Genomic DNA, 24525 nt, shown 5'->3' on the forward strand with positions numbered 1-24525 from the left:
TCGATAATTCAAGGTCTCTTTATAGAGGCCTTTTTTGTACCTTAGCTAAAGGCTCGTTGGAATTAGTTGCAAATACCCATCGCAGGGAAAAAACGTAATTTAAAAACAATCCTATAAGAATTCCAGGCGCCATTGCTAAATAAGGCCACAGTAACGAGAGTAAGTGTAACTGGGGATTTGGTGTGAAAAAATGCATTAAGAAGTAATAACACCCCCAATTAGGGATAAAAGATAAAGCAGAGCAAAAAATAAAATGAGCCCACTGATGGATTATTTCCTTTATAGCCATTTTCTTTTTGGTGTTAAATGTAAATTGTCTATTCCATAACCAATTTGAGCTAGCGGCAAACCAAAAAGCACCAGCTCTTGCCATCATTGGTGATAACCAAAAAGACAGAACAATCATACTTATTAGGTCTACTAAGAAGCCAAGACTGCCAACAATGGCGAAGCGTACAAAAGATTTTTGAAAGATAGTTTGAATCATTGAGTTAGTGTAAAAATAGGTTCGTCGAAAAAAAATGAATTGTCTTTAAAACAACATAGTTGAAGGAATATGAATATATGAAAGTACTAGCATTTGGTGCGAGTTCGAGTGAACAGTCAATCAATAAAGCGCTTGCTTCTTATACGGCAAGTTTAATTGAAGGTGCGTCGGTCACTGTGTTGGATCTTAATGATTTTGCTATGCCAATTTTCAGTGAAAATAGAGAGAAGGAGTTTGGTATCCCAGAGGAAGCTCAATCTTTTATCGATGAAATTGCGGATGCTGATCTAATCGTTGTGTCTTTTGCTGAGCATAATGGATCTTACTCAGCGGCCTACAAGAATACATTTGATTGGGCATCACGGTTGGTTAAAAAGGTGTATCAGAATAAATCCGTTATTGTTTTGTCGACATCGCCAGGTCCTGGAGGTGCTCAAAATGTACTGAACTTAGCACTGAATAATTTACCGTTTTTTGATGCTAATGTGCTGGGTAGTTTGAGTGTACCTTCTTTTTATGAGGTCATGAAAGAGGGTGAAATACTTGATGCCAGTGTTAAGCAGTCTTTGCTGGACCTTATTGCTAAAGCTTAAGTGTTATTGGTGTTACCCGAGATATAAAAAATCCAACGATCGTGTTGGATTTTTTATATCTGGTATTGTCATTAAAAGCACCTTCAGCCGTACTCCTAAATAAGAGATATGAGTATCGGTAGACGTAAAAGTCACCAGATATGATGGTGACCATAATAAGCTTACTTAGTTAACACGTTACTAATGGGGGACTTTTTAATAACCTTGGCTGCTTTTTTTTCTTTTGCTGTTAAAAGCGGTTTCTTCTTCGAATCTTTTTTACTGTCTTGACCCTTGCTCATAATAATTTCTACTCGTTATAAACTGAATTAACCTAAAGTCAGTTTGAGCTAACCTGAGGGCTATTGCTGTAAAGAGTTGAATCAATTCATTTACAACAAAATTAGTATGTGCCTATTTTCAGTGAAGTGATATAGGTAAATAAAATGCTTTCATAATATATTTATATTGGCTCACGATTGGCCTAAAAAAACGATTAAAATCAATATATAAGAGGTTTTTCGTATGGCTAGCTTACTCGTGGAGTATCAATTAAAAAACAATTAACAGAGGGTTGAAATATGGCTGTGTTTTCAAAACGACAACAAGCGCTAGGTCTGTTTTTTTGGCTTTGCGTTTGTTTTCTTGTCGCGTTACTTGGTGCGATGGCTTCCATCCAAGCGAAAAGTTTTTATGCACAATTAACGCAGCCAGAATGGGCACCACCTGCTTGGTTATTTGGTCCGGTATGGACATTCCTTTATGTTCTAATAGCATTTTCAGCATGGCTTGTTTGGTGTCATGGAGATCGTTCTGCACGAGTAGCGCTCTCGCTGTTTCTTATTCAACTTGCCTTGAATGGTCTATGGAGCTGGCTCTTTTTTGCGTGGCATCTTGGTGCCTATGCCTTCGTCAATATTCTCTTTTTGTGGGGCATGATTGTCGCTACGCTGATTGCATTTTGGCGTGTTAGTCCACTGGCAAGTTTTCTACTATTACCATATCTTCTTTGGGTAAGCTTCGCGGCTGCACTTAACTTTTCTATTTGGCAGCTCAATCTCTCTATATTGAGTTAATGCTATTCAGTAATACACAGTGAATAATGATTAGAAACAGCTCAATAGAATCGTACTTAACGCATTGAGTTTGATATAAAGAGAAGGTGCTCAAATATTGACTATAAACGTGATAGCACTGAGTGCTGTCTATCGGACTACCGAGAATATGAGGTTATTATGGATAAGGAAGTAAAACTAGTGGTCTTGATTGATGTTCAAACGGGTAAAGCCAATGAACAAATCCGTCTTTTTAAAACGCTTCAACCACTGGTATTAGAAGAAGAGGGTTGCTTTGAGTATGAGCTTCATAAAGTATCAGATAACGATGACCAGCTTGTACTTACTGAACGTTGGGCCAGTGAAGCCGCATGGCATGCGCATCATGAAACACCTCATATGAAAGAAGCCAGTAAGCTGACGCCTTCGTTTCGAGCAGGTCCAACTAAGGTATTACGCTTGGATTTGGTATAACCAATTCTGCCAGTAACAGTATCAAAGATGAATAAAATTTAAGGATGAGTAATGCCTTTAATATGGGTGGTGATAGGCACGTTTGTGCAGTTGGCGCTGGGTGGCTATATGGTCATCATGAGTATTTTTGCTGGTGGCGCCATTGCTCAACATCATGTCTTAACAGAGTTTGATGACAAGGTATTGAGTTCTTCTTTCTTTGTCTTGCCATTGTCCTTTGTGATTACGGCGATCATCGTACTGATTCACTATTGGAAAGGCAGCACAATTACCAGTTTTTGGTGGTACGCCGTTCCATGGGGTGTAGTGGCACTGTATATTTTCTATACCATGGTATTTTTAAAGCCCGAAGTATAATCGGGCTGATGCATGGGGTTCTTGTAGGAGCTTATGAGAATAAATAGGTGTCTAACGACAGAACGTCTCCTTCTACGTCGCTATGAAGACGCCGAACGTGAGTTGAGTCGGAACTCAAGTCGCTGCTGCCGAGCGCGGCGAACAGTGGCAAAAAATGCTCTTTAGTCGGGTGGTTAAAGTGAGCAAAAGGCGCTTCTTTCTCGTAGTTTAATAGTGCATCTATGTCTTTATTTATCAGCTTCTCATGCACCCAATCGGTAAAGCTTGTCACCATCGCTACGCGATTTTCCGTTGGTTTTCGGTTAAACAGTTCTTTCAGATTGTGGCTAATACCTCCTGATCCAATGATCATGATATTGTCATCTTTTAATGTGCTAACAAGTTGCCCATAGAGGTAATTTCTTTGCGGGCCTAGCTGGCTATTAATAGAGATTTGCACGATAGGAATGTCTGCCTTCGGATACATCAATTTAAGAGGGATCCAGACACCATGATCCCAGCCTTGTGTACTGTCTAATATCGGTTTTAATCCTGCCTTATGGAAAAAAGACGCGATTTCTTGTGCTAATAAAGGGGCGCCTGGTGCCTTATATTGGATGTCATAAAAGGGTTTAGGGAAACCGTAAAAGTCATGGATGGTCTCAGGGTGCTGGCCGGATGTGATCACGATGTCGGCCGCTAGATCAAAGTGGGCTGAGAAAATGACGATGGCTTTGGGTCTGGCTAATTCCTTTCCTAATTGACTTAAAAAAATAGAAGTACTGCTGATTTCTGAGGCCATCATTGGTGAGCCGTGAGAAATAAAAAGGGTCGGCTGGTGGGTCATTCTAATGTCTCGATAAGTAATGAATAGGTTATTCGGCACGCCATCAAGCACAGGCGCAGTGAGGGCTAAGGTTAAAAACGTGGCTGATCACGGCTTGGTGATCTGATGGAAGTATAATATTCATTGTCAATTTGAAGATAAATAGATCTATTGTTGAATCATTAACAACAAATCGTTTCTAATTCACGAGTGTTTTTTGTTGGTGGCGCGCCATTCCATGAGGTGTAGTGGCACGGTATGTTTCTATATCATGGTGTTTTTAAAGTCCGAAATATAATCGGGCTTTAAATTCTTCGCTCAAGATGGTTAATTTTTGCAACGGGTATCTCAGAATACGATACAAAACGGCATTGATTACTTTTTAGTCAACTATAAAACGTGTATTCTGTTTATTCAGTATTAGAAGTCAAACGTAAGCGTTAGGTAGTCAGCATGAATATAGAAAATTATTTTGAAGAACAGGGGGCTGGATCACCAATTGTGTTTATTCATGGCTCTTATGCGACTACATCGACATGGAAAAAAATGATTAAACTGTTAGCTGAAAATCATCGTTGTATCTCGATAAAGCTTCCTGGCCATTGTGGTATGCCAGACCCTGATGACTTCTCTACGCCTTCTATCCAAACAGAGTTGGCTATTTTAGAGCAGGTAGTTCAGTCGTTAACGGATGAAGCTATTCATTTGGTTGGTCACTCTTTTGGTGGTGTTGTTGCATTAGTTCAAGCACTTCAAGGTAATTTAAAGCTTAGTCAAGTCACGCTATTTGAACCGGTTGCGACATGGGTGTTGGATCGTACTCAAGATACAGAAATGAGTGACTCTGTTCAGGATTTTTTGTTTAAATATCGTCGAGATGTGGCGAATAAAAAACATTATGCTTGTGGTCAAGTTATCGATTTTTGGGGTGAAGCGGGGGCTTTTGAATTATTTCCTGACTTTATAAAAGAGAGTATGGAGCCTTTAACGAGTAATAATATCCGTCATTGGGAACTCTGTTCTAGTATGGACTATGATCTGAGCCATCTAGAAAAATGTACTGTACCAACGCGTCTGGTTTACGGCGACCACTCTAACCCAGTGGCTCGCTCAATATGTGAACATTTGAAAGAACATATTCCGAATAGTAAAACCTATGAGATTAAGGGGGCAAGTCACTTTTTGGTGACAAGCCACGCAGAAGAGTGCACACACGTTCTTAGTGACGACACTCTGCTTTAAGGTGATATTCTTCTCATAAGAATAGATGATAGTCTGACATTGAAGCTAATATTCCGCTTAGGAATCTAACTAATAATATTAATTCCTTTTACAAATACCACACTTAACGTCATGCTTAGCGCTCTTGATTTTTTACTAGGAAAGCATTGATTTCATGTGGGTTTTTATTACTTTATTTGCGGCGGCATGTCAGTCTGTTCGTACGGCTCATCAAAATACATTAGCGCATGAATCAGGCTTTTTGCATGCCACTATGTCCCGTTCGTTTTATGGATTGCCACTGGTTACTTTATATCTGTTGATTTGTGCTTTTTTATTGGGATGGGTGTCGTTACCAGCAGGGTCGATTTTCTTTATTACGGCAAGTATTTGTGCGCTTGCTCAGATTTTTGCGACCTATTTAATGTTGCGAGTGTTTCAATCTGGCAGCTTTGCTTTAGGTACATTGTTGGCGAAGACGGAAGCGGTGCTAGCGGCACTAATTGGTTTGCCGCTACTGAATTATGCATTGACCACCATGGCGTGGTGGGGAATCGCTTTTGGTGTTTTCGGAGCCTTGGTGATGAGTTTGAAATGGAAGAATTTAAAACAAGTTCATAAAGATTCATCATTAATGTTTGGTCTGGGTAGTGGTCTTTGTTTTGCAATTACATCAGTGATGGCGTCAATGGCAAGCCATTCATTGGAAGGTTCTATTATTACCAGTGCAGGCGTAACCTTATGGTATGTATTAGCGTTACAGTCTGTGATTTTGTGCGGCTTACAAGTGGTGAAAAGTCGTGATGTTCTGGCTCCATTTAGGAAAAATAGAGCGCTGAGTCTTAAAGTGGGTGTCTTGAGCTCTTTAGGGTCCATTGGTTGGTTTACAGGATTCGCGTTAGTAAATCCAGCTATGGTTAAAACGTTAGGTCAGCTGGAAATCTTAGGTACCTTGTATTATTCCAAATATCGATTTTCAGAAAAAATAACGGCGCAGCAATGGTTTGGTGGTTCCATGATAGTGGTCAGCGTTTTATTAGTGACAGCGGCCTCTGTCTGAATCTCATACTGAAACCGCAACCATAACGAATAAAAGCATGTTACATAAAAAAGTTGGATAAAAAAGGGTTTGAAGACAATCTTCAAACCCTTTTTTGGTTCTGCTGTAGAGTGAATGACTTAAGCACTACACTTCATGCAGATATCGGTGTTCCATTCCTCTAGACTAAAAATTAAAGGGAACGTATAGCGCAATACCGGGAAAGAAATAAACCAGTAGTAAGCAAAGAAGCATTATTACTATAAATGGCCAGACCCCTTTTATTATCTCCGATGATCGCCCACCAGAAACTGACTGTATGACGAATAAATTCAAACCTACGGGTGGGGTTATTAAAGCGCACTCTATCATTATGACAAAAATAATTGCGAACCATATTGGGTCAATGCCTAATAATCCGAGTGACGGATAAAGCACAGGCATCATAATTAATAACATAGAAACAGACTCTAAAAAGAATCCCATTATTAATAGAATAAAACACACTGCCGCAATAAATAAACCCACTTCAGAGATATTTTCACTGACTAACATGGAGATATCTTGTGGTATTTGATACAGGGTAATGGCTTTACTAAATACTTTGGCGCCGGCAATGATTAAGAAGATAGTTACCGTGTGCTTCATCGTATTCATCGCTGCGGCTTTGAATTTCTCGACACTGAAGGTTCTCATGAGAATCACAATAGCAAGGGAGACTGTCACGCCAACGCCGGCAGATTCTGTTGGTGTGAAAATACCAGTGTAAATACCACCAATGATGATGGTTGCCAAGAAAATAGTCGGTAATGCTCGCAAGGTGGCAGACTTACGTTCTGCGCTAGTGGCTTTCTCGCTGGCAATATAATCTTTGCTGTATCTTGCATAAAAAAGGCAATAGAGAATGAAACCTGTCGCCATTAATAAGCCAGGTACGATTCCGGCTAAAAATAAATCAACAATGGATTCTTCTGTAATTACCCCATACACAATCATCGGAATAGAAGGAGGAATTAGAATGCCTAATGTGCCGCCAGCGGCGATTAATCCATACACAAAAGGGCGATTATAGCCGCGCTCAGTCATTTCGTTGATGGCTATGCTGCCGATGGTCGCAGCCGTTGCGACGGATGAACCAGAAATGGCAGAAAAAATGGTGCAAGACGCGATAGTTGCAATGCCAAGGCCGCCAGGCCAATGGCCTACCCAAGATTGAACCGCTCTAAATAAATCCCGTCCGACGCCACCTTGTAGCAGTATGTTCGACATCATTAAAAACAGCGGAACAGATAACAGAATGAAGCTATCGAATGAGGAGTAGATCGCCATGGGTGCCATGATGGGAGAAAAACCAGCATAAAGAAGCATAGCAAGACCAATACCACCTAATGCAAAAGCGACAGGGATACCAATGAGCAAGGTCACGACTAATAGGCTTAATAATAAAACAATGGTCATTATAGCGAGACCTCTTCGTGATTTTTATATTCTCTGGTGAACAATAAACCCATTTCCAGAATAGATTGAATGGTCAGTAATCCAAAACCAATCGGGATAGCGGATTTAGTTATCCATAGAGGAAGTCCTAACATGCTTGCCGACGCGGCGCCGATTGAGATGGAATCTACTACTAGCTGGTAGCCGTAGTAAGCGATAAATCCAGCGAAAAAAGTAATGGAAAGGAGGGAGAGAAAATCAGACGCTTTTTTTGCTTTTAAACCTAATAAATTGGTTAAAAAATCAATTCGAATGAGTGTTTTGTTTTGCAGAGCCCAGCTTGCTCCTAAACAAGTTGCCCATATTTGACACAACAAAGAAACATCTTCTGACCAAATAGTAGGCGCTGTAAAAATATATCGCGCGACGACTTCATAGGTGATTATGAGTGTGATAGCGACATAAAAGGCAGCAGAGAGACGACCGCAAAAGGTGATTAATTTATAATTTAAGCGAACCCAAAGAGCAGGATCATGCTCTCTACTGGCAGTGGGATCGGTTCGTTTTTCTTCAGTATTAGGCATTACCGTGCTCCTAAACGAGAAAATCGTTGCGAGCACTTGCGTGCTCGCAACGGACTTTTAAAGGTTTTCAGCGGCTTTAAGGACTTTGGCGCCAAGAGGACCAGAGTTTTTAAGGTATGTTTCTTTTACCGAGGTAGTCGCTTCTTTCCACTGTGCAATATCATTATCGTCTAGGCGAATGACGGTCATGTGCTTTTCAGCATCAGCAACGGCATCGCTTTCAATTTTCTTAATTTTATTGCGTAGCTGGACCTCAACATCGCGAGCGGCTGATGAAATGATTTTTTGATCGCCAGCGGATAAAGATTCCCATGTTTTTTCATTGATGATGGTCATGAATTCAATATCAGCGTGGTTTGTTAGCGTCAGATAGTCCATCACTTGATACAGTTTTCTTGGTCCAACGGCAGATACACCCGTCATACCCGCATCAACCGTGCCTCTTTGATAGGCGAGGAACTGTTCTGAGCCTGACATGGAGGTTGGCGCGCCGCCAACCGCAGTGACAAATTCTCCCAGTGTTTTACCGAACACTCGAACTTTCATTCCTTCCATATCTTCAGGGTGTTTGATGGCTTTTTTCTTCGAGAGAAGGGCGACGCCACCGTATGCTTGCCACCAAAGTGGGCGAACTCCGGTTTTTAAAATAGCGTTATCTAATAGAGTCCGTACTGGGCTGTCTGGTTGAGTGGCTTCTTCAACTTTGTCTTGGCTTGGGAACATGAAAGGAACGTAAAAAATGTCTACCGCTGGGATAGTGCCGGCTAATTGAGATAGGCTAATTACGCCCATTTCAATAGCGCCTGAACTGACTGCCTGATGCACTTCACTGTCTTTAAATAATTGTGCGGAAGGAAATATTTTAACTTTAATATCACCATGGCTTTTTGCCTCGACTTCTTTTTTGAAGTCTATAAGGTTTTTTCCAAGATGGTGAGTTAAGGGTAGCTGTAAAGAGATTCTAAGCGTAGTTTCTGCTGCAGCGGAGAGTGAGAAAGTCAAAGCAGAGGTTAATAACCCAGCGGTTAAAAAAGTTTTATAATTCATGATTTTGTCCTATTTTTATTATAAATCATTAATGTTTTTTTATATTTTGAGCATTTTTAGTATTGTGACATTCTCCTTTTAAGTTCAATGACACTGTTTGATAGAGGTCGTGTCTCTGTCCTCAATCCCGCTTTAGCAACTTGCCCTGAAATATCATGTCCTAATAAATCAGGTAATTCTCGAGCGATTGTTAATAATGATGCTAGATCAACGCCAGTATTTAACCCGATGGACTCTAACATATGAACCAAATCTTCAGTGCAAATATTACCGGTTGCGCCGGGCGCATATGGACAACCGCCAATGCCGCCCAAAGAAGCGTCTAACTGAACTATGCCCGCGTTGATTCCTGCAAGGGCATTTGCTAGCCCCATACCGCGAGTATTATGAAGGTGTAGAGTGGTTTCAAGAGAGGGAAACATCTCTTTTATTTGAGTGCATAGATCGTACACTTGACGTGGGGCTGCCATGCCTGTGGTATCAGCGACAGAGATACTTTGGACGCCGATATCTAGGTATTTATGTATGGTATCGATAACATTTTGGGGCGGTGTTATGCCTTCAAATGGGCAGCCAAACGCCGTGGCAAGTGATGCATTTATTTTAATATCACTGCCTTCCAAGCGTTTTACGATCTGTTTGAATTGCACTAAAGATTGATCACAGGTCATACGCATATTGGCTAAGTTATGAGATTCACTGACCGACATGACTAAGTTAACTTCATCGACTTTACTTGCCAGTGCTCTTTCTACGCCTCTTTCATTGGGTACAAGTGCCACGTAAGTGACGTTAGGGTGGCGAGTAATCCCCGCCATTACTTGCTCTGCGTCACGCAGGTTAGGAATCGCTTTTGGCGAAACGAAGGAAGTTACTTCTATTTTATTAAGGCCTAATAAAGACAATCGATTAATCATGTCAATTTTTTTCTCGGTGGGAATAAATACCTCCTCACTTTGAAAACCATCTCTGGTAGCCACTTCATTAATCAGTACTTTAGACGGAAAGTTTTGTGCGAACATGTTCATCCCCTAAATAACACCATTACGGCGTAACAATTCAACGTTTGTCGAATCAATACCAATTGAACTTAAAACTTCTTCCGTGTGTTCTCCCAATTTTGGGCCTAGCCATTTTGTTTTTCCTGGTGTAAGGCTCAGTTTTGGAACAATACCTGGTAGAGAAATAGTATCGGTTTCAGAAAGAGGGTGTTCGACTATCATTTCTCTGGCATGAAAATGTGGGTCATTAAAAATATCTTCTGCGTTATTAATGCCGCTAGACGGAACCGCGGCTTTTTCTAGCACCTCTAATGCCGCTTTAAGTGACAGTGTGGAGGTCCAAGTTTGAATGGCAATGTCTAATTCATCCGAGCGTTTGGCGCGGCCATCATTTTGTGCGAGGTCAGGGGCGTCTGCTAGATCACTGCGGCCGATGGCCTTCATAAAGCGCTTAAAAATACTGTCGCTGTTGGCGGCAATAACAATGTAACGATCATCTTTTGTCGTGTAAGAGCCGGATGGTGCTATGCCTGGCATGCTTGCACCGGTTCGTTCGCGAATAAAACCAAACATTCCATATTCAGGAATCAAGCTTTCCATAACGCCAAAGACAGACTCGTAGAGAGCAACATCGATGAACTGGCCGACACCATTATTGTTTTTCAGGTGATGCATGGCCATCATGGCCCCGATCACACCATAAAGAGACGCTAAGGTATCACCAATACTGACACCGACACGTACAGGTGCGCGATCTGGATAACCAGTAAGGTGGCGTAAACCACCGATGGATTCCGCAATGGCGGCGAATCCCGGGCGAGAAGAGTAAGGGCCATCTTGGCCATAGCCAGACACTCTTAGCATGATGAGTTTTGGGTTTATTGCGGACAGTTGTTCCCAACCGATATTCCATTTTTCAAGAGTGCCTGGGCGAAAATTCTCAATAACTATATCTGCGCTTTGTACTAATTCTTGAATGATTTTTTGAGCTTCTTCAGACTTTAGGTTCAGCGTAATGGACTTTTTATTGCGGCTTTGTGAGTACCACCACAAAGACGTGTCCTTGTACATTTTACGCCATTTTCGTAGTGGGTCGCCGCTCCCAGGGGGCTCGACCTTGATTACTTCTGCACCAAACTGAGCCAATATACTACCGGCATAAGGACCAGCAATAAGAGATCCAAGTTCTAAAACACGTACCCCCATTAAGGGTAGTTCTGTTGTTTGCTTGTCAGTAGATTGATGCTCTGCGGATTGATTGTCAGTAGAGGAATTGTTGTTGTCCATTTTTGCCTACCCTTACAGCTATTTTTATTATTTGATAGGGCTATCATCTTGCAAATAGTTATAGGTTTAAAGAATTCATATGTTAGACCGCCATCTCATTAGGAGATGGCTAAGACACTCATTAGGTTGTTCGCAGGTGGTCTAATAAATGGTAAGCCGCATCAAGTAGCTCACTTGAGTTTCTGGTGCAGATTTTCAAATCTCTGTGAGCCCATTTGTCTAATAATGGAACCGCTTCGATTCGAGCGGTTTTTATGTAAGGGCGAGCAATGTCGATAGGCATTAAGCCAATGCCTAATCCAGATTCGACCATACTGCACAGGGCTTCGTAGCTGGTGACTTGGATGAGCATGTTTAATGGAATATTGGCCGCTAAAGACGTTTTAATCATTTGATTGTTTATCGCGCTGCCAGTATGCAGCCCCACATAGGCATAGTCTAAAGTGTCGACAAACATGACGTCTTTTTTTAGATTAAGTTGATGACCGATGGGGGTAATGACAACAAGGCGATCTGTTTTGTAGGGATAAATAGAAAGGTTTGGGTATTCATCTGATGCAGTGCTGACAATACCAATATCTGCTTCATTTTCAGCGACTGCTCTAATAATTTCACTACTGATTTTTTCTTCTAAGTGAATTTGAACAAGAGGGTGCTTATTTAAGAACGAACGTAATTGTTTGGGGAGAAACTGGCTAATCGCAGAAATATTAGCAACCATACGGACTTGCCCCTTTACGCCATGGGAAAAATCATTCATTTGATCATATATGTCATCCAGTTGGTTTAATACTCCTCTTGATAGGTTAATCAGTGATCTTCCTGCTGGCGTGGGCTTAATACCTCTGTTATTTCTCATGATGAGTGGGGTATGAAGTAACAGTTCTAATTCTTTTATTCGTTTTGAGATGGCAGATGCTGCGATATGGTTGGCTTCTGCAGCGCGAGAAATGGAACCTTGCTCAATAACACTGATGAATAGTCTTAGTGATTCAGGAGATATGCGCATCAATCTATTCCTTGTTATATTTTTTATGGTGGCGAAATAAAAGTGTCCTATGACAGCAACATTGTAATCGATTAAAGGCCGCAATGACGTATAGCGATTACTAGATTGTTTTCGATATTGGTTATATGGTGCTTAGGATAGACAAATATACGGTTGCTAAAAGAGGATAAAAAAAAGGATTTGAAGGTAGTCTTCAAATCCTTTTTTTTTTGCTGTAAAACGAATGCTTTAAGCGCTGAATTCGTTACAAATATTAGTATCCCATTTCTCTTGGATGTCGTTGTAGCTGTTGCCTTGTGCTAACAAAAAATGCAGTTTGCAAAATGCGGCTTCAAGGGTCATGTCGTAACCACTTAGCACTTTTCGTTCAGACAATACGGAACCAGCGGCATAAGCGCCTTGTGATACACCGCCGTGCATGCATTGTGTCAGATTAATCACGATTTTATTGCGCAATGATGTTTGCATTAAAAAATCTAAAAAATCAGTATTTTTATCTGGTACGTTTCCTGCGCCATAGGTCATTAAAACAATGGCTTTGCAGTTATCATCATTCAGAATGCTTTGATAGATAGAAATGGGTTGGCTAGGGTGCAACATAAGTACCGCTACAGCCCCTTCTTGAAATGTAAGTGCTTTTTCAGACATAGAAAGAGTGTCTGTTGTGGGAGATTTTTTTAGCATCCGATCGAAGTGAAGCTGCATATCGATGGCTATTTCGCCGAGTAACTCGTCATTTGGTGTCGTAAATGCTTTAAATCGACCGCTGCTGACTTTTTGTACGCGGTTGCCGCGCATCAGTTTGCCATCAAATACCAAACTAACGTCTGTAATAGGGTGACTACACGCTAAAGACAATGCGGCTTGTAAATTGCTGGTTGCATCACTGCGATTCATCCCAAGAGGGATTTGCGACCCCGTCACTAAGACATTTTTATCACAAGCGCCCAGCATAAAAGATAATGCCGAGGTAGTGTATGCCATGGTATCAGTCCCATGTAGGATGATGAATCCTTCATAGTCTTGCCAGTGAGTTGCGAGGGTTGAGACTAACTCGGTCCAGTTGTTGGGGGTGATGTTGGCACTATCGATGAGTGGATTCAGCTCAATCACATCGAAGCTTGGCAGGTCTGCTAAGCTTGCTCCCATGGCTTGCTTGATGCGAGCTTCTAAACCGGAGGCGGGCGCCAAACCTTGCTCTGTTTGTACCATACCGATGGTGCCACCAGTATAAAGAATTAAGACTTGTGAACTCATAACTTAACCTTACTAGGCGATAACATGGATTTCGGGTCCAAAAGAATGTTCAGTTGCTCTTCCGACAAGAGATTTTCTTCGATGACTAACGATCTAACGGTGCTACCAGTATGCAGTGCTGTGTTAGCAATACGAGAGGCATTAGCATAACCGATATGGGGAACAAGTGCGGTAATAATGCCGATACTGTTTTCTACGTGACCTGCACAAACGGCTTCGTTAGCCTCGATTCCTCGGATGCAACGATGCTCCATCATATAGCATGCTTCTTTTAGCATTTTCAATGAATTGAGTAAATTGTAAATGATCATTGGCTCCATTGCATTTAACTGCAATTGACCCGCTTCGGCAGCGAGGGTGACGGCTAAATCAGAGGCAATGACTTGATAGGCAGTTTGGTTCATTGCTTCTGGAATAACTGGGTTCACCTTGCCAGGCATAATGGAGGAGCCAGGTTGCATTGCCGGTAGATTAATTTCACCAAGACCGGCGCGTGGTCCACTAGAAAGCAAGCGTAAGTCATTGCTCATCTTGCTGAGTTTAATCGCTAAGCGCTTTAAAATGCCTGAAAAGAACACAAATGCGCCCATATCAGACGTGGCTTCAACTAGGTTGCTGGCAGGAACTAACGGCTTTGCAGATATTATAGCGAGTTTTTCAACGACCAGCTTGGCATAGCCTTCTGTGGTATTGATGCCGGTACCAATAGCGGTACCGCCAAGGTTAACTTCACAAAGTAGGGCGCAAGCTTCGCTAATACGATCTATGTCTTCGCCTAATGTGACGGCAAAAGCATCAAATTCTTGTCCGAGTGTCATCGGCACGGCATCTTGTAATTGGGTGCGGCCCATCTTAACGATGTGTGCAAATTCTTTGGCTTTCTCTTCTAGTGCTTCTTTAAGCGAAGTTAGGCTTGGAATAAAGTTATCTGCAGCAAATTGAATGCCGAGACACGCGGCGGTTGGGTAGGCATCGTTTGTTGATTGTGAGCGATTTACGTCATCATTCGGGTGTAGGTTTTTGTAATCACCTTTTTCAAAGCCAAGTTTTCCTAAGGCCAAATTGGCGATGACTTCGTTAGCATTCATGTTGGTGGAAGTGCCTGCGCCACCTTGAATAACATCAACGATAAATTGATCGTGATGATCGCCTTGTATTAAATCTTGGCAAGCAAAGACAATGGCATCGGCTTTTTCAGCAGACAGTAACTTCATTTCCTGATTGGTGCGAGCGGCGGCGGCTTTGACCATAGCAAGCGCTTTGATTAGTTCAGGGAAGTGTGAAATCGGGACGCCAGTAATTGAGAAGTTTTGTGCCGCACGCTGAGTTTGTATGCCATACAATGCATCAGCAGGAACATCCATATTGCCAAGTAAATCGTATTCTGAGCGAGTTGCCATTTTTATTATTCCTCATTACTAAATGTAAAAGCCACACCTTAATCATTAAGGTGTGGCGGTTGGATTATTTTTTAATTGCCTTAATTTCAGGCCACGCTGTTTTGTCGAGATCTAGCTCAGGAAAATTGGCTGAGTTGAACGTCGGATGTGCATGACCTGCTTTAACTTGACTGTCATAATCTTTGATAACGCTGAGTGCCTTTTTGAACAAAAGTGCTAATGCGAACAAGTTAACTAGGGCAAGTAGTCCCATGGTTAAATCGGCAAAAGAAAATACTGTACTTAAGTCCAAAATAGCGCCCAAGCAGCATAAGCAAAGAATCAAAATACGAAAGCCATTCATTAGGAATGCGTTGCTGCTTTTTGTTAAGTAGCTCAGGCTGTTTTCACCTAGGTAGTAGTTATACAAAACAGTACTAAAACTAAATAGTAACAGAGCAATACTGACGAATATGCGTCCAGGTTCACCGATAAAAGTGGCTAAAGACGCTTGAGTTAGTGCAACGCCATCGGCGGCGCTAACGACACTTGGGTCGTATGTCGTACCCAGAAGAATAATAAGTGCGGTGCAGGTGCATAACACTATGGTGTCAATGAATACCGAGAAAGCTTGAACAACGCCTTGGTTTGCAGGGTGAGGTACATAGGCAACGGCAGCAACATTTGGAGCACTACCCAGACCCGCTTCATTAGAGAATAGACCGCGCTTGACGCCCATTAAAATGGCAGCGCCGACACCACCACCGATGGCTGGTTCTAAGCCAAATGCGCTTTTAACTATCATCATCAAGGTGTCGGGTATTGCACTAATGTTCATAGCCAGTACGACCAGTGCGATTAATAGGTAACCCACCGCCATTACTGGCACTAAAATCTCAGCCACTTTTGCAATACGCTTTACACCACCGAAGATGATTAAGCCAACAACGATCGCTAAACCGATACCGCTGTAAGAAAGTGGGATGCCAAAAGCATCTTTAAGGGAGTTGGCAACAGCGTAAGACTGTAGGGTGGTAAACGCGATACCGAAAGTGGCGAGTAATAAAACAGAATAAATGACGGCAAGCCATTTCCATTTTTTACCAAGGCCTTTTGAAATATAAAAAGCGGGTCCGCCACGGTAAGTGCCGTCTGGCTCTGCGACCTTGTATATTTGCGCCAGTGTACATTCAACAAAGCTTGTGGCCATGCCGATTAAACCCACCACCCACATCCAAAAGATAGCGCCAGGGCCACCTAGAGTGATAGCCACGGCGACACCAGCAATATTGCCACCACCAACGCGACCGGCAACAGACAAAATTAAGGCTTGAAAAGAGCTTAAATGTCCATCCGATTCGTGATGGCGCGCAGTAAGAATGGAGAACATTTTTTTAAAGTAACGGAACTGGATAAAGCCAGAAGCGAGGGTGAACCATAGACCAAGGCCGAGAAGTACAGCTATTAGGATTTTACTCCATAAGAGGTCGCTAAGAAGGGAAAGCATTAATGTGCTCCTTATAAAGGATGTATAAACTATTTTTATCTAAATACGGCGAGGGCTAATTGAACTAGAGAGGAAGCCTGATAGATAGTTTGTGACTTGTTACTATTTGGTGCAAGTTGATGCTAATAAGGAGGCAACTTACACTATTCCTAGGTTCGGCTTTGATTTGTTTTGCTTTAGAATGGCGCCTTAATTGATGGGGGTGTTGTGTTGCTAATGAACGATGATTTTAAAGATAACTTGCGCTTGTTATGCAGTTATTACAAATCGACGGCCGAAGTGTGTCGTCGCTTAGGCATTAATCGACCACAATTTAACCGGTATTTGAGCGGTATAAACAGACCTTCTGCCAATACGATGCGTCGATTTTGTGAGTTTTTTGGGGTTGAGCACTATGAGATTGTGTTGCCCCATCACCAATTTTTACGATTAGTTCAGGTACGGCCAGCGTCGCAAATACAATCAAGAGGCGTATCCATTGAGACTGAGCATTTAACAAAGCTGAATGAGCTGGGTCAAAATGGATTAGATAAGTATCTGGGTTATTATTTTGAATATTATTTCTCGATGGCTCATCCCGGAAAAATATTACGCACTTTGATTTGTATTGAAGAGCAAGATGGAAAGACCTGTTACCAAAGAACCGAAAGGTTACAAGAAAAAGGCAGAAAGAAGCCGTTTCATAACTTATATAAAGGAATGGTGCAATTTCTTTCAGGTCGCATTTTTTTAATGGACTATGAATCATTGACGGGAGTTGAAATGACGCAAACGATTTTATTCCCTTCCTTTAAGAGTCGTGTAGATAGGTTGAATGGTTTGAGGTTGGGGGTGTCTGGTAGTGGTGAAAGGATGCCATGTTGCGCACGTGTGGTGTATGAATACCTTGGGCCACGCGTAGACCGACATAATGCACTTAAGCTTTGTGGCTTATATAGTAGAGACAGTGAGGAGATTGATTTAGGAATTCGTCAGGCTATTGATAACCAAATGGCGCCCGACGAATGGCATTTTCGAGCGCGTTTTTAGTCAATCTTTAGAAAGGCAGGAGGTGATTAGGCTTGGGTATCGTCAATCACTTCTGTTGTTTCGTTGTTTTCTTCATTATTTTCAAGAGCGGCACTTTCGGCTTCCATCTTTGCTCTATCCGCTTTAGAAATATATTTAGCTTTGGCTTTCTTCGGATTGACCTTTAGATTGGCTTGTTTCATGCGCTTATCGTAAATGTCTTTAATTTTTTTGCGGCGATTCATAGTGCTAGTTCCTAATGCATGATTATTGAACATTCCATTAAGGAACGAAAAAAAAAGCCCTGATCAATGATCAGGGCTTTTAATGTTGGTACCAGTAGGCGGACTCGAACCGCCACACCCGAAGGCAACGGATTTTGAATCCGTCGTGTCTACCAATTCCACCACACTGGCCTTGAAAAAGGTGAGGCGTATTCTATAGGAATTTTCAGGGTTGTCAACAGTGTGTTGAAGTATTTTTTACTATGTTTCAGGTATTTTATTACAGTCGTACCTTTTCGTATGAAAATTCGATAAAATGCTGGGTCTTTTTTTTTAGGTCGTTTTCTTTATCATGCGAGTTTCTGATTACCATTTTGACTTACCAGAAAAACTAATTGCTACTTATCCGATGCCGGATAGGACGGCGAGCCGATTGTTGCACCTTGATGGACCAAGTGGTGAGTTGGGACATTTGCAGTTTCCTGATATTTTAGATTTGGTTCGCCCTGGCGATCTGATGGTCTTTAATAATACGCGTGTTATTCCCGCGCGAGTATTTGGTCAGAAAGAATCCGGTGGCAAGATCGAAATCTTGATTGAGCGAATCGTTGATGAGAAAGAAGCCTTGGCTCATATTCGAGCAAGTAAGGCGCCGAAACCAGGTAATAAGTTAATTCTTGGGCAAGATAAAGGTGAGGCAATCGAAGCAACGATGGTAGACCGATCTGGTCCCTTGTTTCGAGTGTTGTTTAAAGAGCCGGTGTTGGATGTATTGGCGAGGATTGGTCATATGCCATTGCCGCCTTATATTGAACGTCCAGATGAAGACAGTGATCAAGAGCGTTACCAAACAGTCTATAACGAAAAGCCCGGTGCAGTTGCCGCGCCAACCGCAGGGTTGCATTTCGATGATGCATTGTTGGAAAAGCTTAAGGCGAAAGGTGTTGAGACAGCCTTTGTAACTTTGCATGTGGGTGCTGGGACGTTTCAACCGGTGAAAGTGGATGATGTAAAAGATCATATCATGCACGCTGAGTATGTTGAGGTAGAAGAAAGCGTTGTTGAGCAAGTGAAAGCAGCGAAAGCACGAGGCGGTCGGGTTATTGCAGTCGGTACGACAAGCGTACGCAGCTTGGAATCGGCCAGCCAAACGGGCGAGTTGAAAGCGATGAAAGATGATACTAGCATTTTCATCTACCCAGGTTATGAGTTCAAAACAGTGGATTGCATGGTGACGAATTTTCACCTTCCAGAATCAACACTGATTATGTTGATTAGTGCGTTTGCTGGTTACGATCATGTTATGGCGGCTTATCAGTCTGCTGTTGAAAATGAATATCGTTTTTTTAGTTATGGCGATGCCATGTTTATTACGCGAAATGAGCAGGCTTTAGGCCCGCAGAGTGAGGAATAAGACGTATGTCAGATAAGCGTCCAGAGTGTTTCATGGACTTTGACCTTCACACAACATCAGGAAAGGCGCGTCGAGCGACGCTGACTTTTCCTCGAGGTAAAGTGGAAACCCCTGCTTTTATGCCAGTGGGTACTTACGGTACTGTTAAGGGAATGTTGACTAAAGATATTGAAGAGATTGGTGCCGATATTATTTTGGGCAACACGTTTCATCTTTGGTTGCGTCCTGGTACGGATGTCGTTAAAGCTCACGGCGATTTGCATGATTTTACCCAATGGAAAAAACCCATTTTAACGGATTCCGGTGGATTTCAGGTTTTCTCTCTTGGGGAAATGCGCAAAATCACTGAAGAAGGGGTGAGCTTTCGTTCACCTATTAATGGTTCCAAGGTTTTCTTAAGTCCTGAGATTTCTATGCAGGTGCAAAAAGACTTGGGTTCTGACATTGTGATGATTTTTGACGAATGTACGCCATACCCAGCGACGCCAGAGCGTGCGGCTGATTCCATGCGCATGAGTTTGCGTTGGGCGAAACGTTCGAAAAAAGAGCATGGAGATAGTCCATCAGCGCTATTCGGCATCATTCAAGGTAGTATGTACGAAAATCTTCGCGATGAATCGTTAGAAGGCTTGGTAGATATTGGCTTTGACGGTTATGCTATTGGCGGTTTGTCAGTGGGTGAGCCAAAAGACGAAATGATGAAGGTGTTGGATTATGTTACTCCTAAAATGCCGCAGGATAAGCCGCGTTATTTGATGGGAGTGGGTAAGCCTGAAGATCTCGTCGAAGGAGTGCGTCGTGGTATCGATATGTTCGATTGCGTGATGCCTACTCGTAATGCTCGTAATGGTCATTTATTTACTTCTGATGGCGTTGTTCGTATTCGTAATGCATCAAATCGTCACGATACGGGCCCATTAGACAAAGAATGTGATTGTTACACTTGTAAAAACTTTTCTCGGTCTTATCTACATCATTTGGACAAGTGTCGAGAAATGGTTGGTGCTCAATTGAATACCATTCATAACTTAAGGTATTACCAAACTCTCATGGCGGGATTGCGTCAAGCTCTTGATGAAGGTAAATTTGACGCCTTTGTTGATGAGTTTTATGCGAAACGTGGCTTAGAAACGCCGCCTTTGAGTGAATAATAATCAATTTATAAGGTCGGCTCTTAATAAAGAGTTGATCACAGTTTCATAAACCATTGGAGAGTTTAACAACATGATCTCATTGATCTCATCCGCTTACGCGGCAGATGGCGCCCCAGCCAGTGCAGGTATTTTTAATCTAGTATTGCTTGCAGGCTTCGTCGTTATTTTTTATTTTCTTATGTGGCGCCCTCAAGCAAAACGTACGAAAGCCCATAAAAACCTAATTTCTTCTTTGGCAAAAGGCACTGAAGTCATTACTGGTGGCGGTATTTTGGGCAAAGTGACTAAAGTTGATGACAATTATGTGTCGCTAGAAGTCTCTGAAGGAATTGAGATGAAATTCCAAAAGTCTTCTGTAGCCGCAGTGCTACCGAAGGGTACATTGAAATCCATCTAACCTTTCTAGAAAAGCGCCTTTATTAGGCGCTTTTCTTATTCTACTCAGTCTTAATTTTTAGGTGTAAGGGATTTCTCATGCTTAACAAGTACCCCTTGTGGAAGTATCTTCTAATTCTTCTTGTATTGGCGTTAGGGGTTATCTACGCCGTACCCAACTTATATCCGGATGATCCGGCGTTGCAAATATCCACTCAGCGTGCAACGACAGTCGTTGATGAAGCCGCATTAGATAAGGCAAAAAAGGCGCTTTCTGACGCCCATATAAATTTGAAAAAAGCAGAGCTGACCTCTGCTGGCGGTACCTTGCGTTTCAATAACGGTGAGGACCAATTAGCGGCTAAACCAGTTGTTTCTGCTGCGTTAGGTGATGGTTATGTAACAGCATTGAACCTAGTTCCAACGACGCCACATTGGTTGGCTTCTATTGGAGCAGGTCCTGCTAAACTTGGCTTGGACTTACGTGGTGGTGTTCATTTCTTACTTCAGGTCGATATGCCTGCAGCGCTGAAACAAAAATTAGAAATTGCTTCAAGTGAAATGAAAGCGGACCTACGCAAAGAGTTGATTCGCTATCGTAGTGTTTCCATTAATGATGGTGTCTTGTCTATTCGCTTTTTGCAAAAAGCCGATCAAACAACAGCTCAGAGTTTGTTGAAAGATAAGTTTGATCAATATGTATACACTGAACGTGAAGCGAACGGCAGTTACTATATTGATGCGACCTATACTGAAGCTGCTCGTAAAGCGATAGAGTCTTATGCCATTCAACAAAACTTAACCACGTTACGTAACCGCGTAAATGAGTTAGGGGTGGCTGAGCCATTGGTTCAGCGTCAAGGCAGTAACCGTATCGTTGTGGAGCTTCCAGGGGTTCAAGATACTGCGGCAGCAAAACGTATTATTGGTGCAACTGCAAACTTAGAATTTCACCTTGAAGCAGGCTTAGATGCGAAAGGGTCAGATGTTGAAACGTTAGCCTTCCGTAATGGTAGTGGTCGTACAGCTCGCTTGGATCGTGACATTATAGTAACGGGCGATAACGTTTCTGATGCTTCTTCGTCTTTCGATCAAAATGGTAATGCTCAAGTAAACATCAGTTTAGATTCTGCTGGTGGTAAGAAAATGGCGCGTGTGACACGTGCGGCTGTCGGTCGTAATATGGCAGTGGTTTTCATCGAGCATAAATCGCGTAATATTTTTGTAGAGAAAGATGGTAAGAAAGTCCCAGTGCGTAAGTCTTACAGCACTAAAAGTATTATTTCTTTAGCCACCATACAAACCACTTTAGGTAATTCATTCCGCATTACTGGTCTTGATAGTCCACGTGAATCGTCTGAATTGGCTTTATTGCTTCGTGCTGGTGCCTTGGCGGCGCCGATCTACTTTGTAGAAGAGCGTACAATCGGGCCGAGTTTAGGTGCGGAAAATATCCATCTTGGGATAGTCTCTGCAGAAATCGGTTTGCTTGTGGTCATGTTGTTTATGTTTGCCTATTACCGATTGTTTGGTTTGTTTGCGAACGTTTCCTTAGCCTTAAACGTGGTGCTACTGCTTGCATGTATGTCTATCTTAGGGGCAACGTTAACGCTTCCTGGTATAGCGGGTATCGTGCTTACCATGGGGATGGCGGTGGATGCCAACGTGCTCATATTCTCAAGGATCAAGGAGGAGCTAGCCACTGGGATGCCGAGTCATCAGGCAATTCATTCAGGTTTTAATCGAGCGTTTACGACGATTATTGATGCGAATATTACAACCTTGTTGGTTGCTATTATTTTGTTTGCTGTTGGTACGGGCTCAGTGAAAGGTTTCGCTGTTACCTTGTCTCTCGGTATTCTTACGTCCATGTTTACGGCAATTGTAGTGACTCGCGCACAAGTCAATTTAGTCTATGGCGGACGTGCTAATAAGAAACTTTATATTTAAGGAGAAAGCCATGAAAGTGACAAAAATTCCATTTATGGCGATGCGTAAAGTCGTAGCGCTGTTCTCGATTACGCTGATCCTTATTTCTATTGCTTCTTTAGCCACAAAAGGCATTAAGTTCGGCTTGGACTTTACGGGTGGTACGTTAATTGAAGTGTCCTATCAACAGGCACCTAAGTTAGACGAAGTTCGTGGTTTGCTTGATAAGGGTGGCTACAGCGACGTTGTGGTGCAAAACTTTGGTTCGCCGACCGATATCGTTGTGCGCATGGCGAATAAATATACACCTGAACTGGGTGGCGAAGTGCTAACGACGCTGGAAGATGGTGGTCGTGTTGCTGTCTCTTTGAAGCGCTCTGAGTTTGTCGGGGCGCAAGTTGGTCAGGAGCTACGTGAGCAGGGCGGTTTAGGTATGCTGCTGGCTTTGCTTATTGTTATGATTTACGTCGCCATCAGATTCCAATTTAAGTTCTCTGTCGCTTCAGTCGTGGCATTGGTTCACGATGTTACCATTACATTAGGTTTTTTCTCATTGTTTGGTTATGAGTTTGATTTAACGGTTTTGGCAGCAATTCTTGCGCTTATTGGTTACTCATTGAACGACACTATTGTGGTGTGTGATCGAATTCGAGAGAATTTTCGAATTTTGCGCGACATTAAACCTTATGACTTGATTAACCTATCTATTAATCAGACGTTAGGGCGTACTATTATTACGTCATTAACTACCTTATTCTCTTTGGTGGTATTGTTCTTTTATGGTGGTGAATCGATCCATAATTTCTCGTTGGCATTGTTGTTCGGGATTATTATTGGTACTTATTCGTCCATTTTCGTAGCGGCTAACTTGCTATTGACGATGAATGTCACCCGTGAAGATCTTATACCTACTCCTAAAGAGAAGTTAGAGGACGAAATGCCATAACGGAAAATCATTTGTTTGGTTTTAAGTATAAAAAAAGCCTGCTATTGAAGCAGGCTTTTTTTATGTTTGTTTAAAGGTTTTAGCGTGATCTGTTGAGAGGTTGCGGGTGGTTAATACTACCGAATGCCATTCCCATTTTTGTTGGGCTTTCTGCTTGTAAGCTTTCTTCCCAATTAATAGCATTTTTACCGAATAAAACGATGGCGGTTGAGCCCAGTTTAAATCGACCCATCTCTTCGCCTTTCTTAATTTCTATGTTGTTAAGGGCGTTGTAATCCCAGGTAACCACATTTTTGTTGAAAGGTGTTACTTGACCTGCCCAAACGGTTTCTATGCTGGCAACGATCATGGCGCCTACTAAGATAACGGCCATTGGGCCAGCTTCTGTATCAAATAAACAGACAGTACGTTCGTTGCGAGCAAAGACGCTGGGAATCTGCTCAGCAGTTACTTTGTTAACCGAAAATAATTTACCAGGAATGTGAATCATCTTGGTCAGCTTTCCGGTTAGTGGCATGTGCACACGATGGTAGTCTTTTGGTGATAAATAGACTGTAGCAAAAGAGCCGCCAAGAAATTGATCAGACAAGGACGCGTCGCCGCCCAGTAAGCTGGTTAAGCTGTAGTGGTGGCCTTTCGCTTGCAGAATGGTTCCGTGCTCAATCGCGCCAAGTTGGCTTATGGCGCCATCTGCTGGACAGACAATGTCGTTATCGCTGATAGGGCGAAGTTCAGGGCGGATTGCGCGAGTGAAAAAGTCATTAAAATTGCGGTACGACAGCGGATCATTGTTGACTGCCTCAGACATATCGACCTGATATTTTTTAACAAATTGACTGATGAAGGTGTTTTTAACCCAAGTCGTTTCGCATTCAGCAATTTTCCCTATCGCTCTAGATAAGGTTTTTTGTGGTGTTATTTGTTGCGCGAACGCAAAAAGTTGATCTTTGGTCACAA

At 42.3% G+C, this 24525-nt stretch carries 25 protein-coding genes and 1 tRNA gene; 12 read left to right on the forward strand and 14 right to left on the reverse strand.

All coding sequences use genetic code 11. From position 1 onward, the window contains the following. Positions 1-19: 19 nt before the first annotated feature. Complete coding sequence (locus tag E0D70_RS04420; protein ID WP_240536983.1) at positions 20-487, reverse strand: GtrA family protein; 468 nt, start codon at positions 485-487, stop codon at positions 20-22. Between the two features lie 77 nt (positions 488-564). On the opposite strand from E0D70_RS04420, the gene E0D70_RS04425 reads away from it, so the two are divergent. The 4 genes from E0D70_RS04425 (at position 565) to E0D70_RS04440 (ending at position 2945) form a co-directional block, all read left to right on the forward strand. Continuing rightward, positions 565-1080 (forward strand): NADPH-dependent FMN reductase, encoded by a 516-nt coding sequence (locus E0D70_RS04425; protein WP_133011071.1) that lies wholly within the window; start codon positions 565-567, stop codon positions 1078-1080. Between the two features lie 560 nt (positions 1081-1640). Then, the gene (locus E0D70_RS04430) at positions 1641-2135 is read left to right on the forward strand and encodes a TspO/MBR family protein (protein WP_133011072.1); all 495 of its coding nucleotides are present in this window, start codon (positions 1641-1643) and stop codon (positions 2133-2135) included. 159 nt (positions 2136-2294) lie between these two features. Next, positions 2295-2588, forward strand: a complete 294-nt coding sequence (locus E0D70_RS04435; protein WP_133011073.1) for a putative quinol monooxygenase — start codon at positions 2295-2297, stop codon at positions 2586-2588. Positions 2589-2639: 51 nt separating this feature from the next. Next, positions 2640-2945 (forward strand): hypothetical protein, encoded by a 306-nt coding sequence (locus E0D70_RS04440; RefSeq protein WP_133011074.1) that lies wholly within the window; start codon positions 2640-2642, stop codon positions 2943-2945. A 31-nt stretch (positions 2946-2976) separates the two neighbouring features. Here the strand turns inward: E0D70_RS04440 and E0D70_RS04445 are convergent, their stop codons facing one another. Further along, positions 2977-3771, reverse strand: coding sequence for a DODA-type extradiol aromatic ring-opening family dioxygenase (locus E0D70_RS04445; RefSeq protein ID WP_133011075.1), 795 nt, complete (start codon positions 3769-3771; stop codon positions 2977-2979). 432 nt (positions 3772-4203) lie between these two features. Between E0D70_RS04445 and E0D70_RS04450 the strand changes: the two genes are divergently transcribed. Next, the gene (locus tag E0D70_RS04450) at positions 4204-4992 is read left to right on the forward strand and encodes an alpha/beta fold hydrolase (protein ID WP_133011076.1); all 789 of its coding nucleotides are present in this window, start codon (positions 4204-4206) and stop codon (positions 4990-4992) included. A 154-nt stretch (positions 4993-5146) separates the two neighbouring features. Further along, positions 5147-6031, forward strand: coding sequence for a DMT family transporter (locus tag E0D70_RS04455; protein ID WP_133011077.1), 885 nt, complete (start codon positions 5147-5149; stop codon positions 6029-6031). A gap of 165 nt (positions 6032-6196) precedes the next feature. On the opposite strand, the gene E0D70_RS04460 is transcribed toward E0D70_RS04455, so the two are convergent. The 9 genes from E0D70_RS04460 to E0D70_RS04500 all read right to left on the reverse strand — a co-directional run bounded on the left by E0D70_RS04460 (position 6197) and on the right by E0D70_RS04500 (position 16518). Further along, the gene (locus E0D70_RS04460) at positions 6197-7468 is read right to left on the reverse strand and encodes a TRAP transporter large permease (RefSeq protein ID WP_133011078.1); all 1272 of its coding nucleotides are present in this window, start codon (positions 7466-7468) and stop codon (positions 6197-6199) included. Further along, a complete protein-coding gene (locus E0D70_RS04465; protein ID WP_133011079.1) occupies positions 7468-8031 on the reverse strand; it encodes a TRAP transporter small permease in 564 nt (187 codons plus the stop codon). Before E0D70_RS04465 ends, E0D70_RS04460 begins: the two co-directional genes overlap by 1 nt. 57 nt (positions 8032-8088) lie before the next feature. Then, positions 8089-9078, reverse strand: a complete 990-nt coding sequence (locus tag E0D70_RS04470) for a TRAP transporter substrate-binding protein (protein WP_133011080.1) — start codon at positions 9076-9078, stop codon at positions 8089-8091. Between the two features lie 56 nt (positions 9079-9134). Continuing rightward, positions 9135-10100 (reverse strand): hydroxymethylglutaryl-CoA lyase, encoded by a 966-nt coding sequence (locus E0D70_RS04475; RefSeq protein ID WP_133011081.1) that lies wholly within the window; start codon positions 10098-10100, stop codon positions 9135-9137. A 9-nt stretch (positions 10101-10109) separates the two neighbouring features. Continuing rightward, a complete protein-coding gene (locus E0D70_RS04480) occupies positions 10110-11366 on the reverse strand; it encodes a CaiB/BaiF CoA transferase family protein (protein ID WP_133011082.1) in 1257 nt (418 codons plus the stop codon). A gap of 121 nt (positions 11367-11487) precedes the next feature. Next, complete coding sequence (locus E0D70_RS04485; protein WP_133011083.1) at positions 11488-12375, reverse strand: LysR family transcriptional regulator; 888 nt, start codon at positions 12373-12375, stop codon at positions 11488-11490. Between the two features lie 228 nt (positions 12376-12603). Next, positions 12604-13632, reverse strand: a complete 1029-nt coding sequence (locus E0D70_RS04490) for an asparaginase (protein WP_133011084.1) — start codon at positions 13630-13632, stop codon at positions 12604-12606. After that, the gene (locus E0D70_RS04495) at positions 13629-15032 is read right to left on the reverse strand and encodes an aspartate ammonia-lyase (protein WP_133011085.1); all 1404 of its coding nucleotides are present in this window, start codon (positions 15030-15032) and stop codon (positions 13629-13631) included. The genes E0D70_RS04490 and E0D70_RS04495 overlap by 4 nt, the downstream gene beginning before the upstream one ends. A gap of 64 nt (positions 15033-15096) precedes the next feature. After that, positions 15097-16518, reverse strand: a complete 1422-nt coding sequence (locus tag E0D70_RS04500) for an alanine/glycine:cation symporter family protein (protein ID WP_133011086.1) — start codon at positions 16516-16518, stop codon at positions 15097-15099. A 216-nt stretch (positions 16519-16734) separates the two neighbouring features. Here E0D70_RS04500 and E0D70_RS04505 point away from each other — a divergent pair, with 216 nt between their 5' ends. Next, the gene (locus tag E0D70_RS04505) at positions 16735-17547 is read left to right on the forward strand and encodes a helix-turn-helix domain-containing protein (protein WP_133011087.1); all 813 of its coding nucleotides are present in this window, start codon (positions 16735-16737) and stop codon (positions 17545-17547) included. Between the two features lie 26 nt (positions 17548-17573). Here E0D70_RS04505 and E0D70_RS04510 read toward each other — a convergent pair whose 3' ends face one another. Both E0D70_RS04510 and E0D70_RS04515 read right to left on the reverse strand, forming a co-directional pair. Then, positions 17574-17771 carry a DUF2986 domain-containing protein gene (locus E0D70_RS04510; protein WP_133011088.1) on the reverse strand — a complete coding sequence of 66 codons (198 nt, stop codon included), beginning with the start codon at positions 17769-17771 and terminating at the stop codon, positions 17574-17576. 86 nt (positions 17772-17857) lie between these two features. Then, positions 17858-17942: transfer RNA gene (locus E0D70_RS04515), tRNA-Leu, on the reverse strand. 160 nt (positions 17943-18102) lie between these two features. Between E0D70_RS04515 and queA the strand changes: the two genes are divergently transcribed. The 5 genes from queA (at position 18103) to secF (ending at position 23568) form a co-directional block, all read left to right on the forward strand. After that, complete coding sequence (queA, locus tag E0D70_RS04520) at positions 18103-19164, forward strand: tRNA preQ1(34) S-adenosylmethionine ribosyltransferase-isomerase QueA (protein WP_133011089.1); 1062 nt, start codon at positions 18103-18105, stop codon at positions 19162-19164. Between the two features lie 32 nt (positions 19165-19196). Beyond that, positions 19197-20315, forward strand: coding sequence for a tRNA guanosine(34) transglycosylase Tgt (gene tgt / locus E0D70_RS04525; protein ID WP_207923203.1), 1119 nt, complete (start codon positions 19197-19199; stop codon positions 20313-20315). Between the two features lie 73 nt (positions 20316-20388). After that, positions 20389-20715, forward strand: coding sequence for a preprotein translocase subunit YajC (yajC, locus tag E0D70_RS04530; RefSeq protein WP_133011091.1), 327 nt, complete (start codon positions 20389-20391; stop codon positions 20713-20715). 77 nt (positions 20716-20792) lie between these two features. Continuing rightward, a complete protein-coding gene (gene secD, locus E0D70_RS04535; RefSeq protein ID WP_133011092.1) occupies positions 20793-22643 on the forward strand; it encodes a protein translocase subunit SecD in 1851 nt (616 codons plus the stop codon). A 10-nt stretch (positions 22644-22653) separates the two neighbouring features. Continuing rightward, positions 22654-23568: a protein translocase subunit SecF gene (secF, locus tag E0D70_RS04540; protein ID WP_133011093.1), complete on the forward strand. Its 915-nt coding sequence runs from the start codon at positions 22654-22656 to the stop codon at positions 23566-23568. 79 nt (positions 23569-23647) lie between these two features. Here secF and asd read toward each other — a convergent pair whose 3' ends face one another. Continuing rightward, positions 23648-24523: an archaetidylserine decarboxylase gene (gene asd / locus E0D70_RS04545; RefSeq protein ID WP_133011094.1), complete on the reverse strand. Its 876-nt coding sequence runs from the start codon at positions 24521-24523 to the stop codon at positions 23648-23650. Positions 24524-24525: the final 2 nt, after the last annotated feature.

Origin of the sequence: Marinomonas flavescens (genome assembly GCF_004352835.1) — a bacterium.
Lineage (GTDB): Bacteria > Pseudomonadota > Gammaproteobacteria > Pseudomonadales > Marinomonadaceae > Marinomonas > Marinomonas flavescens.